At 47.9% G+C, this 17,430-nt stretch carries 15 protein-coding genes; 11 read left to right on the forward strand and 4 right to left on the reverse strand.

Annotation, left to right across the window (positions count from 1 at the left end; translation table 11 throughout):
- Positions 1–237: 237 nt before the first annotated feature.
- The 3 genes from CRJ00_RS02870 (at position 238) to CRJ00_RS02880 (ending at position 2,148) form a co-directional block, all read left to right on the forward strand.
- The gene (locus tag CRJ00_RS02870; protein WP_099365382.1) at positions 238–975 is read left to right on the forward strand and encodes an SDR family oxidoreductase; all 738 of its coding nucleotides are present in this window, start codon (positions 238–240) and stop codon (positions 973–975) included.
- A gap of 139 nt (positions 976–1,114) precedes the next feature.
- Entirely contained in the window at positions 1,115–1,768 is a 654-nt protein-coding gene (locus tag CRJ00_RS02875) for a DUF6766 family protein (RefSeq protein ID WP_099365383.1), read from the forward strand.
- 110 nt (positions 1,769–1,878) lie between these two features.
- On the forward strand, positions 1,879–2,148 hold the full coding sequence (locus CRJ00_RS02880; RefSeq protein WP_099365384.1) for a hypothetical protein: 270 nt from the start codon (positions 1,879–1,881) through the stop codon (positions 2,146–2,148).
- 162 nt (positions 2,149–2,310) lie between these two features.
- Here CRJ00_RS02880 and CRJ00_RS02885 read toward each other — a convergent pair whose 3' ends face one another.
- The 4 genes from CRJ00_RS02885 to CRJ00_RS02905 all read right to left on the reverse strand — a co-directional run bounded on the left by CRJ00_RS02885 (position 2,311) and on the right by CRJ00_RS02905 (position 6,966).
- On the reverse strand, positions 2,311–3,819 hold the full coding sequence (locus CRJ00_RS02885) for an FAD-dependent oxidoreductase (protein ID WP_099365385.1): 1,509 nt from the start codon (positions 3,817–3,819) through the stop codon (positions 2,311–2,313).
- A gap of 921 nt (positions 3,820–4,740) precedes the next feature.
- On the reverse strand, positions 4,741–5,505 hold the full coding sequence (locus tag CRJ00_RS02890) for a LuxR C-terminal-related transcriptional regulator (RefSeq protein ID WP_099365386.1): 765 nt from the start codon (positions 5,503–5,505) through the stop codon (positions 4,741–4,743).
- A gap of 50 nt (positions 5,506–5,555) precedes the next feature.
- Positions 5,556–6,236, reverse strand: coding sequence for a metal-dependent hydrolase (locus CRJ00_RS02895; RefSeq protein WP_099365387.1), 681 nt, complete (start codon positions 6,234–6,236; stop codon positions 5,556–5,558).
- 310 nt (positions 6,237–6,546) lie between these two features.
- Positions 6,547–6,966, reverse strand: a complete 420-nt coding sequence (locus CRJ00_RS02905; RefSeq protein WP_099365389.1) for a nucleoside-diphosphate kinase — start codon at positions 6,964–6,966, stop codon at positions 6,547–6,549.
- 83 nt (positions 6,967–7,049) lie between these two features.
- On the opposite strand from CRJ00_RS02905, the gene CRJ00_RS02910 reads away from it, so the two are divergent.
- From CRJ00_RS02910 to CRJ00_RS02945, 8 genes are all read left to right on the forward strand, one after another.
- Positions 7,050–7,898, forward strand: a complete 849-nt coding sequence (locus tag CRJ00_RS02910) for a 4-hydroxy-3-methylbut-2-enyl diphosphate reductase (protein ID WP_099365390.1) — start codon at positions 7,050–7,052, stop codon at positions 7,896–7,898.
- A 137-nt stretch (positions 7,899–8,035) separates the two neighbouring features.
- Positions 8,036–9,070 carry a ferrochelatase gene (gene hemH / locus CRJ00_RS02915; RefSeq protein ID WP_099365391.1) on the forward strand — a complete coding sequence of 345 codons (1,035 nt, stop codon included), beginning with the start codon at positions 8,036–8,038 and terminating at the stop codon, positions 9,068–9,070.
- A gap of 3 nt (positions 9,071–9,073) precedes the next feature.
- Positions 9,074–10,330 (forward strand): metallophosphoesterase, encoded by a 1,257-nt coding sequence (locus CRJ00_RS02920; protein ID WP_099365392.1) that lies wholly within the window; start codon positions 9,074–9,076, stop codon positions 10,328–10,330.
- A gap of 338 nt (positions 10,331–10,668) precedes the next feature.
- A complete protein-coding gene (locus CRJ00_RS02925; RefSeq protein WP_099365418.1) occupies positions 10,669–12,153 on the forward strand; it encodes a hybrid sensor histidine kinase/response regulator in 1,485 nt (494 codons plus the stop codon).
- Positions 12,143–15,730, forward strand: coding sequence for a response regulator (locus tag CRJ00_RS02930; RefSeq protein ID WP_099365393.1), 3,588 nt, complete (start codon positions 12,143–12,145; stop codon positions 15,728–15,730). Before CRJ00_RS02925 ends, CRJ00_RS02930 begins: the two co-directional genes overlap by 11 nt.
- Before the next feature lie 11 nt (positions 15,731–15,741).
- Complete coding sequence (locus tag CRJ00_RS02935; protein WP_099365394.1) at positions 15,742–16,137, forward strand: response regulator; 396 nt, start codon at positions 15,742–15,744, stop codon at positions 16,135–16,137.
- Complete coding sequence (locus CRJ00_RS02940) at positions 16,134–16,949, forward strand: CheR family methyltransferase (RefSeq protein ID WP_099365395.1); 816 nt, start codon at positions 16,134–16,136, stop codon at positions 16,947–16,949. Before CRJ00_RS02935 ends, CRJ00_RS02940 begins: the two co-directional genes overlap by 4 nt.
- A gap of 5 nt (positions 16,950–16,954) precedes the next feature.
- Positions 16,955–17,329, forward strand: a complete 375-nt coding sequence (locus tag CRJ00_RS02945) for a response regulator (RefSeq protein WP_099365396.1) — start codon at positions 16,955–16,957, stop codon at positions 17,327–17,329.
- Positions 17,330–17,430 lie beyond the last annotated feature (101 nt).

Consider the following 17,430-nt stretch of genomic DNA (forward strand, 5'->3'; position numbering starts at 1 on the left):
TTGGCCATTTGTTTGTTCCCTCTTTAGATAGGACAGGGGGAATGGTTTCCTGAATCGAAAACTTATGTTGGATGTTCTGGGCCCATTTCCTTTAGATCTGGATTACATAAGGTGGGGACCAAGGAACGGTTCCAGCACATCGGGACCGGGGAGTACCATATTGTCTTGGTGGTCCAGTATGGGCCGATCATTCCAACTAAAAGGACGGGGTTCAGAATATAATTTTTACAAACGGATATGGATATCTTAAAGGAAAAAAAGGCGCTCATAACAGGAGGTACCTCTGGCATAGGGATGGAGGTGGCCAGGTCTCTGGGCCAGTTGGGCTGCGATGTTGTGGTCGTGGGCCGTGATGCCCAAAAGTTACTGGAGGTGCAACGGACTTTGGGGCACGGTCAAGGGGACGGAAGATTGACCGCGGTACAATATGATCTTGCCGACATGGAAGGTACCATGGAATGGTGCAACGACATGTGGGAACGGTATGGTCCGTTTGATGTACTGATAAACAATGTAGGCCTGGGGTTCGATACGGTGATCGATGCCGACCCGACTGATCTGGATTATCTGATCAGGACCAATCTGACATCCTATATGGCCCTTGCTGGTATCTTCGGGCAGAAAATGATAGATAGGCGTAAACCGGCAGATATCCTTCAGATCAGTTCCATGAGCGCCTCGACTAAGGAGGCTAATAGCTCTGCCTATGTTGCATCAAAATCAGGTGTATCCGGTTTTACCGAAGCGCTCCGGAAGGAGTTGAATCCCCATGGTATCAGGGTCACCCTGATTGAGCCCGGTGCGGTCGCCACTCCTATGCAGGAGATCCCGGAAGGAGAGAAGGATAACCTTGTGGATAAACAGGAGATGCTCAGACCGCAGGATATTGCCGGGATAGTCACCTTTATCCTCCTTCAGCCCCCGAGGATAAACATGCCGGTGGTGTTGATCAAGCCCCTGATGCAGGTCATCTGATTGCAAATGGGACCATGTTGTTCGGTCTTGGTAAAGAGCCTGTTAACCTGATCGGAATGATAAAAGAACAAATGGGACGATAGGGAGTCCAAATGGTAGCAACTCGTATAAATAGTCACATATCCTTAGATAAATAATCATGGTTAAGAACTACTTTCACAGAAATGGCCTTTCGATAGTCTTTATTTCACTTTTCCTGGTCACGTTGGTTCTCCAGGTATATTTTGGTTGGAAGGAGGAGCTCTCCGAATACCTTGAGAAAGGCCATTATCTTTCTTTTTACGGTTACTTACGGAGCGGTCATTTTATTTCGGCCACTTTTGAGAATTTCCAGAGCGAATTCCTTCAGATGGCATTGTATGTGATCCTGACCATATTCCTCAGACAGATCGGTTCGGCGGAATCAAAGAAACTGGAGGGAAGGGAGGAGGTGGACAGGGAGCCTGTTGCCCGTCCAGATTCTCCGTCTCCGGTAAGAAGGGGAGGCTGGGTACTTGCGATATATAGACATTCCCTTTCCATAGCCTTCATATTCTTGTTTCTGGTATCATGGGCCATGCACCTTTATGGCAGTTATCAGGCCATGATCGAGAAGAACACACTTGTTGGAAAACCGGTCCTGGGGATCGGGCAGTTCCTTGGTGAGCCAACATTCTGGTTCGAGACATTCCAAAATTGGCAGAGCGAGTTCCTGTCGGTCGCCTCAATAGTCATCCTGTCCATTTACCTACGCCAGAAGGGATCTCCCGAGTCCAAGCCGGTCGATAGTCCCCATATGCAGACAGGTAAGTAAAGACCTAACGATGGGGTGCCTGTATTCCCATCCACTACTTTGATCCCTTAACCGGGAAGAGGGGGCAGACCCTTCACTGAATTGATAGAACACACAACCAGCAGGTGAATATGCATTTAAATGAATTTGGGATCGGTGAGGAATTGAGCTATGTCTTTGTAAATTCTGGTCATACCAGGATCGAATTCCATTATGTGGTTTACAGAGGTAAGAGCATAGGTATTGGCGCCTATGATAAACAAAGTGGAAGGTTACTTAAAGCCTTGGTCCGATCAAAGGATGGCCGTATGTTGATTGGGGAGAAAAATATCTCCGATATGGATGGCAGTATTCGTGAGGCCCTGGAACATCTCTTTGAGACATTTTATGGTCCTCGATGATCCTCGATGGCCATCCGATTATCCGGAAAGGACAATCGGTAGAAACCCTGGGGCTCAGGGCTCCTCCCCCAAGGCCATCCCAAGCTGACCTTCTGCAGCTTTATCTTCGGAGGAGGGACAATTGAATACCTGTTCCCTGGATAGGACCGTGTTCCGGTTGGTTCATTCAAGGCGGTCAAGGGGGCTGGTGGCAGGACCAGACAATATTCTGCCATTGATGTTGAAACGCGAACCGTGGCATGGACAGTCCCAGGAAAGCTCCGCACCGTTCCATCTGACCTCGCAACGGGCGTGGGGACAGGTGCTCTTCAGGATGTGCAGCTCTCCATTCTCCTGGGCATATATGGCGTAGGAACTCCCCTTGAACCGAACTACCTTAGCCTGGCCGGCCTGGACCTCTGCAAGGGACCGGATGTGTTCCATACCGACCTTGTCGGTGATCATGTCCTTGAGCACTTTTGTGTTTTCGCTGATGAAGGAGGTGAACCCCGCTGTGGGCCTAAATCTCCGGGGATTGAATAATTTTTCGAATTTATTGGAACCGACCATGATCAGGTCAGCGATTATGGCAGATGAGAGTGTTCCGAAGGTCATACCATTGCCCCTAAACCCTGTTGCAACGAAGATCCTTCCCTCACTGGAGGGAAGTACTCCGATCGAAGGAAGTCCATCTGCCGGTTCGTAATATTGGCTTGACCAGCCGAATTCCACCCTGTCAACCTTGAAATGATCCCTGCAATAGCTCTCCAGACGTGAAAAGCATGCTCCGGTATCCTCTGCATGGCCCGTCTTGTGGTCCTCCCCTCCTGCAATAAGCAATCTTCTACCCTCTAATTCATGCGTCCGATAATAATGGTATGAATCGTAAAGATCGTATCCCAGCGCATCCGGATAGCTGTTGCCCTTAAGGGTAAAGGCAATTGCGTAGCTGCGGTAGGGTGCGGTCGTGAAGTGTAGCATGCTTATGCCAGGAGGGGTATGGGTAGCAAAAACAGCATGTTTTGTGCGGAATTCCCCCAATCCTGTCTGCAGAACGACCTCATGTGAATTCTCCTCAAAGGCAGTGCAGGGACAGTCTTCCAGCAATATCCCTCCATTCTCCACGAATCTTTGCGCCAGAGCATTGATGTATTTTATTGGATGGAACTGTATCTGTCCCGGGATCCTCACGGCTTTTTTGAAGGGTATCGGGAAGCTGATGCTATCGGTCCAGTGCATCTCATAGCCTATCTGCCGGGCAGCTTCCACAATATCGACCAACTGCTTTTCCTGGTCCCCGTCCAAGGCGAAGAGTTCTGCATTTTTGTGCTCCAGATCACAGTCGATCCCCAGTTGGGAGACGTGGGTCTGCAGAATTTCCTTCGCCTGCCGACCTGCATCGGCCAACAAACGCGCATTCTCAATACCGAACTTTCCGATTACTTCCTTATAGGATGTGTCAAAGAAATCATTGAAGTGGGCTGTTGTCCCTCCAGTGGTCCCGAAACCAATGTTGTTCGCCTCCATTATGATGCAATTCATTCCCGACTGCTGCAGCCTATAGGCTGTAGAAATACCGGTTATGCCCCCACCTATGATGGCGACATCAAAAAATCCTCCAGGAATTAAGCGTCCTCCGTTTTTTTTTACTTCAGACTGCCAGATACTCTTCCTTGCTCCGTCTCTGTACATAGATCTGCGGTTTAATTATTAATGGTTTTATTATTCTTACCCAACGAACACCCGGGGGAGGTTTTCGTTGGCAAAAAAATCTGAAAAGGACGGTGTTGATGAGTTCTCCCAACGGAAACTATCGGCATTTGGCAGGGTTAGCCTCGGGCAGTCTGGGACCATGGCCTTACATCTGTCCGTTACAATGATCCATCTCCAGGAGATTGATCCTTCCTGGACAATCCCTTTGACCCTTAGAACCATATGCAATTAATATCAAAAGTTAAGGCCATGTACTGAATGGTATGCAATGACCAAGGGACAATTCTCCATGCATGGATTCTTGGTCCTTTTCTTGCCAGTTGGGGTTCTTCGCTGCAGGTCTATTGATAGGCCCCGATAATTGGTCTATACATGGTAGCTGGTCCTACCATGGGTCTTGATTTCAATGTTGTATGCCCAATTATTCCAGAGATATGAGCTGGGCACTCCTTTGGCCACCCTTTGCATCAGGCACTTATGCTTGTCCTGAGATTACCTAGAGAAGAGGTTCCCCGGCAATTAGGGAACAGGAATTTTTCCGGTTCAGTGGGGTGGCATTAAATATGATGATCAACAGAATATTTATTTTGGATACCGAACGGTATTTTGTATATTTAACTGTTTGTCAGCCACGGTTTGATAGTCGTGGGATCAAAGGCGTGGGATCGCATAGGTATGATTTCTGGGTAGTACCACTGGTGCTATCCATTTTTGCAAGCTTCATAATAACTACAGTATAATTGATTAGTTCCCTATCAGGCATCCTGATAGGGATTTTTTAGCCTCGTATTTTTAGATTAGGGCGGGTGGAACATTTCCTTTATGTTCGTTGCTTTCCTTGTTTACACGTTGATGAAATGCTGGGGACCTGGATAAACTATACCATGCCGTGGCTTCCCATCATATCCAGCCTTCCTTTAGGGATCTTATCAGGAGTTCCTGTATGCTCCTACAACCGGTTTTCCTAAGGATATTCTTGCGGTGGGTACGGATGGTATGCAGGCTTCGGTTGGTGATCTGGGCTATCCTTTTACTGTCCATCCCTTCAACCAGAAGTCCCAGTATACCGAGCTCGCTGGAGGTCAGCTGCAGCTTTTCAACGGAAAACCTCCGGGCTGGCCGAACATTGATGTAGGATGGAAGCCCCTTGAGTCCGATGAACGACAATCTCATCTCCTGGAAGGGAGCTATGTCGGTTATATCGGTATGAAGGACCAGGTTGCGCATCACGTTCCCCGAATCATCGGCGGCAATGGTAATGGTCTGCTGCAGGATGTGTACGAAATCCCCGTCCTGTTTCCTCATGCGGTAGTTGTACCTGGTCTTATAACTGAAGAGGTCCTCCAGGGCCAGTTTCTTCTTGAATTCCACGACTTTGGCTTCGATATCCCCAAAGAGAGGAAGGTCCTCGGGATGCATATTATCCATGATGTATTGTACCGAGAATTCATCTGCCGGTACCCCGATGACCTCCTGGATCCCATTGGAGACCATATCGATATGTTTCAGAAATGGGTCGAACAGGAAAAAATAGGAAGCACCCGGTTGCACCATCTCCAAAACCTGTCGGTAAAGGGCACTATCTAACTTACCGACCCAATCGGTACCCCGTGAACCTATATCCGACCAACCCTTGTATACCTCACTTATGATTGGGTGTTTCATAATGCGCTGATTAGATCCTGATATTATCTACAGGATGATGTTCTACTGTTTCAGTCCAATTCTAAGCTCCCTCCGATGGGAAGAATGAGCAGCTCCTTATCCCTCTTGGAGAACTCTCCAATGCTTCTTGCCTGGTCGATCCGGATCAGCTCCGATGTGTCGAAATGCACTGCAAGCACTCTGTTGCATTTGATGAAATCGGATGCGATGATGGCCTCAGAGACATCCATGGTGAAATTTCCCCCAATCGGAAATACGGCCAGATCTATTTGAAAGAACTCAGGGATCAATTTCATTTCGGCAGTCAGGCTGGTATCTCCCGATATATAGATCGTGCTCACCGGACCGGAGAGTATGAAACCGGCCGCTGTTCCTCCGTAGGAACCGTCCAAAAAACTTGAGGAATGGGATGCGGGGACCATCTTCAGGGTTCCAAAGGGGAACTCCCAACTTCCGCCGACCCCCATGGGGTGGCCCTTGATGCCCTTTTGAGCATAGTGGTTTACGATCTCAAAATTCGATATCAGGGTTGCTCCGGTCTTCTCTGCAAAGAATTCCAGATCCAGGGTATGGTCATAGTGGGCATGGGTCACCAGGATATAATCCGCACGGATCGCATCCATGTCGATATGGGAGGCCTGGGGGTTCTGACGGATGAACGGATCTATCAAAAGATGTGCATCGTCAATCTGGATCCCAAGGCAGGAATGGCCATAGAAGGTTATTCTCATAGGTATGGTGGTTATGGGTGCCTGATCCTCAGGGATGGCACATTTGGTTATTTATGCCAATATACGTTTTTTGGGGGAATACAGGAGCTTATGAGAGAAAAAATTGGACTCGGCGGGAAGATCCCAGAATTCCAGCCTATCATCCAATGAACGCTGGCAGGAACGTGGTGCCACACCGGAGACAGTTCAGGTTGGTAAAGGATGGTTTCTGCCAGCCCTTTGAATTCTGGGGGCAGATTGGACGGTAGTCCAAATAAAATGGTCCGGACAAATGGGATCCCGGACCATGGATGTAAGATGTAAGGATTGTCTAGAACCTCTCGAACATTGAAAAGAAAAAGTTTCCCTCGATGGCCGCATTTTCGTCAGAGTCCGAACCGTGGACTGCATTGGCATCGATCGATTTTGCATATTTGTTACGGATCGTGCCTTCAACTGCTTTTGAAGGGTCGGTTGCACCGATCAAGGTACGGAAGTCCTCAACAGCGTTCTCTTTTTCAAGGATGGCAGCTACGATAGGCCCCGAGGTCATGAACCTGACCAGTTCCCCATAGAAAGGACGCTCCCTGTGCACTCCGTAAAAATTACCAGCAGTCTCTTCGTTTAATTGGATGTACTTCATTGCTACGATCTTGAATCCACCTGCGATAATGTCGTTCAGGATAGCCCCAATGTGACCATTTGCTACTGCATCTGGTTTGATCATTGTGAAAGTTCTATTAGTTGCCATATAAAATAAAAAAATTTTTGCAAATATAATGAAATAGTCTTTAGGATAAAGCGTTTAGTAAAGAGTTTACCTATCTTTGTACTATGGCTAAGAATTTACAGGTTACGATCGATAAGGAATCAGGTTTCTGTTTTGGGGTGGTTTATGCCATAGATATGGCCGAGGAGATCCTTGACCAGCAGGGGTATCTGTATTGCTTGGGAGATATCGTACATAACGATGAAGAGGTGGCCCGTCTGAAGGCCAAAGGCCTCCGGATCATTGCCCATGGAGATCTTCAGGGCCTTCAGAACGAAAAGGTGTTGATCCGCGCCCATGGAGAGGCTCCGGAAACATATAAGATCGCCCTGGAGAACAATATTACGCTGATCGATGCTTCCTGCCCGGTCGTCCTTAAGTTACAGAACCGGATCAAGACCTCCCATGATGATCGAGAGAAGATTCTTATCTTCGGGAAGCATGGCCATGCAGAGGTGATCGGATTATCGGGGCAGACCAATAATGAAGCCATTGTATTCCAGGATATTGATGAGCTGGATAATGTGGAGCTGCCGCACAGTTTCACCCTGTACAGCCAGACCACCAAAAGTGTGGATAGGTTCTATGCCATCAAGGATGAACTGATCAGGCGCGGGTACCAGGTGAAGGCCAATGATACAATCTGCCGCCAGGTTTCCAACCGGTACGAAGATCTCGGGACATTTGCACAACAGTACGATAAGATAATCTTTGTCTCGGGTAAGAAATCATCCAATGGAAAAGTGCTGTTCGATATCTGCAGGCAGGTCAACCCGAATACGGTTTTCATCTCAGATCCCGCAGAATTGGAGCCAGGTCTGTTCAGTGACAATCAGACCGTCGGGGTCTGCGGAGCGACATCTACGCCAATGTGGTTGATGAAAAAGGTAAAGGAGACCATCGAATCCTATTAGTGAAGAATTTCCATCCATATTACCTCCATCATGGTTCTGGGATATCGTCATCTGAATATAATAATACAGGACAATCTCGCTTTATCCTTGCCATATAGGCCCCATTTGCCCTAATTTGTCGTAGTTTTGTGTTAAGAATGAGTAAAAAGGCAAAAAAGGGAGTTTTATTGGTGCAATTGGGTACCCCCAATGCACCCACAACGGGCGAAGTTCGCAAGTATTTAACAGAGTTTCTGATGGATCCTAGGGTAATGGATATACCCTACATTTCACGTTCATTGCTGGTCAAGGGGATCATCGTGCCAAGAAGGGCACCCAGATCCGCGGATACCTATTCCACCATCTGGTGCGAGAAAACCGGATCACCGTTGATGAGGTACAGTTTGGACCAACAGAAGATGCTGCAGGCCGATCTGGGTGAAGAATATCATGTGGAACTGGCCATGCGCTATCAGGAACCTTCCATTCCCAAGGCAATGAAGAACCTGGAAGGGATGTTCCTGGAGTCTTTGACCGTTATCCCCCTGTTCCCACAATATGCATCAGCTACCACCGGTTCGGTTATTGACCGGGTGATGGAACTGATGCGAAGTTGGCAATACTTTCCCAAATTGAATTTCGTCAGTAGCTATTGCGAGGATCCTTTGATGGTGGAGGTCATATCAGACCATGCACGGTACCATGACCTGCAGAGGTTTGACCACTTTTTATTCAGCTACCATGGATTGCCTGTAAGGCAATTGGCCAAGATCGACCCGAAAAAGGAACTCAGCTGTCCTGATTTTGGTTGTGAAAGCTGCAAAAAGGAAACAAAACCGTTCTGTTATCTGTCCCAATGTTATGCCACCACCAGAGCTGTGGTTGCTAAACTGGGTATCCCAGAGGGAAAATATACCGTTTGTTTCCAATCACGGTTGGGCAAGACACCTTGGATACAGCCTTATACATCAGATTCTTTGCATGAACTGGCCAAATCAGGAAAGAAGAGAATACTGGTTTTTTCACCAGCTTTTGTGGCAGACTGTATTGAGACCCTTGATGAGATCAAAGTGGAATATGCCAAAGAGTTCAAGGAATCCGGTGGCCAGGAAGTAGAAATGGTGGAGAGTTTGAACAATAATCCAAAATGGATTACGGCGTTGAAAAGAATGGTGCTGGAAAACGGAAATTAATAGATGTTAAAGTTAAACGCGGTCATATTATTCCTCTTGGACTTTTATATATTTTTTGCCCTGCGGGCAACAAAAATCAAGTTCATGCGTACCAGATGGTTTACGATCCTATGGTGGGGATATTCCCTTATCCTATTGGTCGGTCTCTATATTTCCTTTGCATATTCCATCCCACTGATGGTCCGTTCCATCATACTTGTTGCCTTCTTCATCACGGCGGTGAGCAAATTTATCTATGCAGTGGTTCTTGTCATCGATGATCTGCGAAGGGGGGGGATATGGGTTTCGCGCCTATTCTCGGGTAGGAAAGGACAGAATCTGCAAGAAAGGCTCGAGGAGTTGGAGGAGCCTCTCCCCGAGGTCCCAAAAAAAGGCATCTCACGGTCTGATTTTCTGCTGAAATCCGGGATCATAGTGGCGGCATTACCGATGGTCCCATTGGCCTGGGGGGTAATCTCTACGGCATATGACTATCGCATAAGGCGCCAACGATTAATCCTTCCGAATCTTCCCAAAGAGTTCCATGGTCTAAGGATCGGCCAGATCTCCGATGTGCATTCGGGCTCATTCTATAATAAAAAAGCTGTTCTGGGCGGTGTCGAGATGCTATTGCAGGAAAAGCCGGATGCCATATTCTTTACCGGGGATCTGGTGAACAACGTAGCGAATGAGATGCGTGATTACCAGGATATCTTCAGTAGGGTCAAGGCCCCATTGGGTGTTTTCTCCACCCTTGGCAACCATGACTATGGCGATTATTTCTATGGTCCGACGGATTCTCCAGCGAAGCGTAAGAACCTTCAGGATGTCATCGAAACCCATAAAGTGATGGGTTGGGATCTGCTTATGGATGAAAACCGGACATTGAAAGCGGGGAACGAGGAGATTGCTATTGTAGGTGTCCAGAACTGGGGTACGGGGCGTTTTCCAAAAAAAGGTGACCTACGGAAGGCTCTGGTCGGCACGGAAGATAAGGCCGTGAAATTATTGTTGTCGCATGATCCATCCCATTGGCGTGCGCAGGTATTGGATACAGATATTGACGCTATGTTTGCAGGCCATACCCATGGAATGCAGTTCGGTGTACGTGGGGAGAACTTCCAATGGAGTCCTGCCAAATATATTTATAAGGAATGGGCGGGCCTTTACAGAGAAGGCAATTCACAGCTCTACGTAAATACTGGATTTGGTTTCCTGGGATATCCTGGGAGGGTAGGTATAGCCCCTGAGATAACTATTTTTGAACTTCTTCGGGCATAGGCCGATATTTCTGGAATCTGCCCCCCACCCATATTTCTTGATACGGGTTTCAGATCTTTGGATCCCCTTTTGCCTTATGGATATGGCAAGACTGTGGGCATTTTGGTCATCCCTGCCCTAGATGGCCCATTCGTTGTCCCCGGAACATATACCCTCCCCATTTTTGCCCTTCCATTGAGATCGAACTGACCAGAAGTTGGCGGTTTGGACGGTTGCAACTAGAATTGGTACGCGTCTCCCTGGACAATTTAACCCAAATCGGCACTCAATGGGACACTTTATCCATTGTTTTTGGAAATAACTTACTATTTTTGGTCCTGCACATCAAACCGATTGCCATGATACTTATAGTGGATGATATCCAGGAGAATATTTTTTCGTTAAAGAGGCTTCTTGAATCCAAGGGCTATCAGACCGATTCTGCGCCATCAGGGGAAGAAGCGCTGAAATTGGCAATCAGGAACAATTATGTACTGATAATCATGGATGTGCAGATGCCTGATATGGATGGCTTCGAGGTAGCAGAGACCCTCAAGGGGCTCAATAGGACAAAGGACATCCCGATTATTTTCCTTACGGCGGTTAATCGCGATAAGAGTTTTATTGCCAAAGGCTACCAGAGTGGAGGGATAGACTATGTGACCAAACCGATCGATCCGGAGATACTTCTGTTGAAGGTTGGTACATTCTACCGGCTATACGAGCAGAACCAGATGCTCATCAATACAAAGGAGGCCCTTAGGCATGAGGTGGAAGTGAGAAAACGTGCCGAGCAGAATCTGTTGAACAGATCTGAATACCTGCAGGGGATCCTTGAATCCATTCCCCAGATCGCCTTCACCACCGACAGATCGGGCACGATCGAATTCACCAACCAGAAGTGGTACGATTACTCGACCTCCCAAACGGAGTTTCCCCAGGGATGGCCCGGGGAGAGTTGTTATCTTGCCGAATGGCTGGGAAGAACCTATGTCGGTGAAACATACCAAAGGGAAGTTCGGATCAAGAATCTATTTTCCGATGAATTCCGGTACCATCTTTTGAGGATCGCTCCGGTGAATCTACCCGGTGGGGAATTTAATTGGGTAGGGACCTTTACAGATATTGAGGACCATAAAAGGATAGAGAAGAAAAAGGATGCCTTTATCAGTATCGCATCCCATGAGCTAAAAACACCGCTAACCGGGATCCGGGCATACGCCCAACTGGCAGAAAGAAGCCTTAAGGATTCCCAGGACACCAAAGCCTATGGATTTGTTAAGAAAACTCTGGAGCAATCCGAAAGGCTCAATGCCCTTGTTACTGATCTGCTTGATGTAGCGAACATTGAGGAAGGTAGGATCAAACTGAGGAAAAAATTTTTTGATCTGGAAAAAGCCATCGAAAATGTTTGCATGGGCGTTGTGCAATCCTACCCCCAGCGTAGTGTTGAGATCACCAGGCATGGGGAACCACTTAAGGAAAAGATCTTGGGTGACCAGATCAGGATCGAACAGGTGCTCAACAATTTTCTGGGCAACGCGGTAAAATATGCTCCCAACCATGACCGGGTGGAACTATCCACCGAGATCTCAGATGGGGAGCTGAAGATAAGCGTGACCGACCGTGGAATTGGAATCCCGCCGGAAAAACTACCCTATGTATTCAATAAGTTTTACAGGGTGGAGGAATCCTCGGTAAAATTCCAGGGCCTTGGCCTGGGGCTTTTCATCTGCCAGGAGATCATTCAGGGCCACGGAGGAATTTGTGACGTTGAAAGTACACCGGGGCTCGGCAGTACGTTTTATTTTAAGATCCCTTTAATATATGACAATGAACAATAGGAAACTCTTCAATCTTCAATTGGGTTTTGCCTTTTCGATGCTGGTTATGGTCAGCTGTTCGGTAATAACATACCTGAGCCTAAAGGACCAGCAGGCCAATAAATCCCTCGTAGACCGAACAAAATATACCATAGTCTCCATGAACCAGATCCTATTGGACCTCCAGAATGCGGAAACGGGCCAGCGGGGCTATCTTCTGACAGGGGATCCCAAATACCTTGCCCCATACAGAAGGAGCAAGGACTCGCTATTGATAAACATCGAACAGGCAGGGGCCTTTTTTTCGGATAGGGAACTCCAGAAACAGCGTTTCGATTCCTTAGGTGATATTGCCAGGAAACGGATGGACATCTTGGACCAGGTCATGGACCAGAAGGTCCGAGGCGATGCCCAGTGGATGACCACCTTGGGAAAGGGAAGATCGCTGATGGATTCATCCAGGAGAATCATAGGCGACATAATTTCCAGGGAAGAGGCTGTACTTGAGGATCATAGCCGTAAACTCGAATCCTCCTCCAAAAGCACGGGGGCCTTCATTATCGTGGCATCCATGCTCTCGCTGATCATCACAGGGCTACTTTTCTGGAGATTGAGGGCGGATCTTTCCAAAAGGAACCTCCTGCAGTTACAGTTAATTGAGAAAGATAGGGAGATCAGTGGTCGGATCAACAGTATTAAGGAGATCGCAAACAGGATATCCCATGGACAGTACGATCTGAGTGTGCAGGACTTCAACCAGGATGATCTTGGCAACCTTGCAGAATCCATCTCCCGGATGACCCAGTCCCTTAAGACCTCCTTTGATGAACTGAAGGAAAGTCAGTGGAAAAAGACAGGCCTGGCCACCTTAGGTCAGCATATAATGGGTAATCTTACCTTTCAGGAACTATCGCAGAGGGTCCTTGCATTCCTAATGGATTATCTGGATTGTTCCAACGGAAGTCTATACCTTTTCAATAGGGGAACATTGAACCTGGTGCATTCTGCCGGGATGGACGGGGAGATAAGGGACTCCTTCATTCCCGGGCAGGGGATCATTGGACAGGTCTTCTCGGAGGGTCGGACCCGGTTGGTATCCGGGCTGGAAGATCCCTCTCGAAACTTTATTTCCTTTTCCCAGGGAAACCTTCCTGTTGAACAGATATTGGTCATACCCATACTCCATGAGGGAAGAGCGGTGTCGGTCATCGAATTGGGAAAGTTGGGACCTTTCAGACCAAATGCCCTTGATCTGGTGGAGATGTTGAATTCGAGTATCGGTCTGGCCTTTGCTGCGGCAGAGACCAGGAAAAGGGTCCAGGACCTGCTGGAGGAGACCCAGGCCCAAACCGAAGAACTCCAGGTTCAGCAGGTAGAGCTCGAGAACCTGAATACCGAGCTGGAAGCGCAGGCCACAAAGCTCAGGGTCTCTGAAGAGGAGCTGCGTGTACAGCAGGAAGAACTGATGAACTTTAACCAGGAACTCGAGCAGCGAAGTACGATGCTCGAGGAAAGGAACCAAAGGATCGCGGTACAGAATATGGAGATCAAGGAACGTGCCGAGGCACTTGCCATGAGTACCAGGTACAAATCCGAGTTCCTTGCGAATATGTCGCACGAACTGCGCACACCATTGAATTCCATATTGCTTCTCTCGAAGATCCTTTCGGAGAATGAACAGGGCAACCTGGATGAGGAACAGATGGAATCCTGTAAGGTGATCTGGACATCTGGCTCTAGTCTTCTGAACCTGATCGATGAGATCCTCGACCTTTCCAAGATCGAAGCGGGGAAGATGCAGCTGGAAATCCGCCAGGTGGATATCCCTTCAATGAGCAGGGATATCAAGGGTATGTTCGACCCTCTATTCAAGGATAAGGGGGTGGACCTGAAGATCGATTACAACATTCAGGAGGTTGGCCTGTCATCCTTCCATTCCGACCGATTGCGATTGGAGCAGATACTCCGGAACCTTATTTCCAATGCCCTAAAATTTACCCATAAAGGAACTGTTACCATCCAGGTTTCCTCCTCGGAGAAAGAGGTCACATTTAGGGTCCGGGATACCGGCATTGGAATTCCGTTGGAAAAGCAGAAGATCATATTCGATGCTTTCCAACAGGCCGACGGTTCGACCAAAAGGAAATATGGAGGAACAGGTCTCGGTCTGTCCATCAGTAAGGAGCTTGCCAAACTCTTGGGAGGGGACCTGAGTGTCGAGAGCGTAGAGAATCAGGGGAGTACATTTACCCTTCGTCTCCCGCTGGACCTATCCATGGATACAGGCAGTCTCGATGAAGGTCCCATTGCGAAACCAGAGATCCAGGAGCCCCTACAAAATTTGCCGGTAACTCTTCCTGAAGGGTTCGATCTGGCCGCTTTACCCGAACCTGTCGCCGACGATAGGTATTCCGTGGACCAAGGCGGCAGGTTCCTTCTGATTGTTGAGGATGATATAGCTTTTGCCAAGGCTCTTTTGGATTATTCACGTAAGAACGGCTATATGGGGATCGTTGTAACTCAAGGTGATCATGTCCTTCCCATAGCGGTCAACCTAATGCCGGTTTGCATTCTACTGGATATCCAACTTCCGGTAATGGATGGCTGGCAGGTGTTGGAACAGCTCAAAGGAACTCCATCCACTAGGCATATCCCGGTGCATATGATGAGTTCACAGGAAGCCAGGAAAGAGAGCCTCAGAAAGGGCGCCATCGATTTCATCAACAAGCCGATCGCCTTCCAACAGATGCGCGGCATGTTCACGACAATTGAGAGGGCATTGGAAAAGGGCAGCCAGAAGGTTCTGATAATAGAGGAAAACCCTAAACATGCCCAAGCACTCGCCTATTTCCTGGATAACTTCAATATCGTATCGGAAATAAGGGACAATGTTAAGGACAGCGTAGACTCACTTACCCAAGGAAATGCAGATTGTGTGATCCTGGACATGGGAATTCCCGATAGGATAGGTTATGAGGCACTGGAAGCGATAAAAAGTGTCAAGGGATTGGAGAGCCTTCCGATCATTGTCTTCACAGGAAAGAACCTCTCCAGCAAGGAGGAGCTAAGGATCAGGGGCTATGCAGATTCGGTTGTGGTTAAAACCGCACAGTCCTACCAGAGGCTTCTTGATGAGGTAAGTCTTTTTCTGCACCTGATAGATGAAAAACCAAATGACCAATCCCTTCGCAAGAAAGCCTATGGTTCATTGGGTGAGGTACTCAACAATAAGAGGGTACTGATCGCGGATGACGACATCCGAAATATCTACTCCCTTACCAGAGCGCTCGAAAGGTTCCAAATGGAAGTGTTCTCTGCACTTGACGGTAAGGAGGCGCTGGAGGCCCTAGAGCTCCATCCAGAGATCGATATCGTTCTCATGGATATGATGATGCCCAATCTTGATGGATATGAAACCATCAGTAAATTGCGCAAAGATAGGAGGTTCTCGGATCTACCTGTAATAGCAGTAACCGCCAAGGCCATGTCCGGGGACAGGGAAAGATGCATTGCGGTTGGAGCCTCGGACTATATCTCCAAACCTGTGGATGTTGATCAGTTGATATCCCTTTTAAGGGTATGGATGTACGCCAGTTAAAAAAATGAAACATGAATAAGCGAACCAAGATCTTGATCGTCGACGACGATCCCCGGAATATTTTTGCCCTTAGTTATGCCCTTAAGGTCAAGGGCTATGATGTGCTTAGCTGCACCACGGCCCAACAGGGGATGGAATTCCTCATCCAGACCCCCTCGATCGGAATCTTACTACTGGATATGATGATGCCTGAAATCGATGGTTTTGAAATGATGGAAATGATAAGGGAACAAGGGCTTGAACGGACCATAGGGGTAATCGCGGTCACGGCACGTACCATGGCAGGAGATAGGCAACGGTGCCTTGATTCTGGTGTGGACGGTTTCGTTTCCAAACCCATCGACCTGGAAGTGTTGCTGGCAGAAATTGAAAGGCTGCTCAGGACTGACGGCAAACAGGTAGAATGAGGTTACAGATTCAAGAAATCGATCGGTTCCTCGAGGAACTCTACCTGAAGTTCGGTCTCGATTTCCGGGGTTACAGCAAGCCCTCGCTGTACAGACGTGTTTCCAGGTTTCTCTCCGAGAATAAGATACCCTCGGATCCCGCGGCGTGGATAGAGGTTTTTGAGAAGGACGGATTTCTAGATCTATTCCTGCAGCAGGTCACAGTAAACTATTCGGAAATGTTCAGGGATCCAAAATTCTACAGTGCCATCATCAAGGACATTATCCCTTATCTGGCCACGTTCCCGAGCGTACGCATATGGGTGCCCGGATGCGCCGCGGGTGAGGAGGCCTATTCTTTTGCCATCATGCTCAAGGAGGCAGGTATCTACCATAAATGCACCATCTATGCCACAGACATCGATCCCCACTGTCTTCAGATGGCCCGAAAAGCGATCTATCCCTTGGACATGTTAAGGACCTATTCGAGAAATTATCTTCTTGCAGGTGGGAAAGAGGATTTTTCGACCTATTATACCGCAAATTATGGGTATGCACAGTTTGATAAGTCCCTCTCAGAAAGAATAATCTTTGCTTCGCACAACCTGGTCTCAGAAAGTGCCTTTAATTCCTTTCAGCTGATATCCTGCCGCAACGTACTGATATATTTCGGAAGGGAGCTCCAGGAAATGGTACTTGATAATTTTAACAGAAACATAGAGGGATCCGGCTACCTGTGCCTTGGGTCCAGGGAAACAATCCAGTTTTCAGGTATAAAGAATCAGTATAAGCAGATTTCGGACCAGAAAATATATAAAAAAATATATCTTTGAAAGCTATGAAACAAAAAATTGCCTTGGTTTTTGAGGACGATCCTCATGTTCTGGAAATATATGAAATAGTCCTGCAGGGAATGGGATTTCATGTCAATAGCTCCATGACCTCCCACGATGTCCTGGAAAGAGTGGAAAAGTCACGGCCGGACCTGATAATTATGGATAATTGGATCCCTGATATTGGAGGTGTCCAGGCCACGCAGCTTCTAAAACAGCACGATACGTATAATAAGATCCCCGTACTATATGTTTCTGCAAACACTGAGGTGGAATCACTTTCAAAAATGGCCAGGGCCGATGCCTACCTGGCCAAACCATTCAGTCTGGATGAGCTGGAGGGTCAGATTCTTGCAGTCCTGGAGGGACCCGCCATCTGATATAGGCGTATCCTATTTCCGGCCCCATGCACGGGGGACCCGGATCCTTCGGACCTCGTTCCAAAGAACCCAGCGCATTAGGGGTTTAGGAACAGGGCCGG

This window comes from Sphingobacterium sp. 1.A.4, from assembly GCF_002734245.1.
Taxonomy (GTDB): domain Bacteria; phylum Bacteroidota; class Bacteroidia; order Sphingobacteriales; family Sphingobacteriaceae; genus Sphingobacterium; species Sphingobacterium tenebrionis.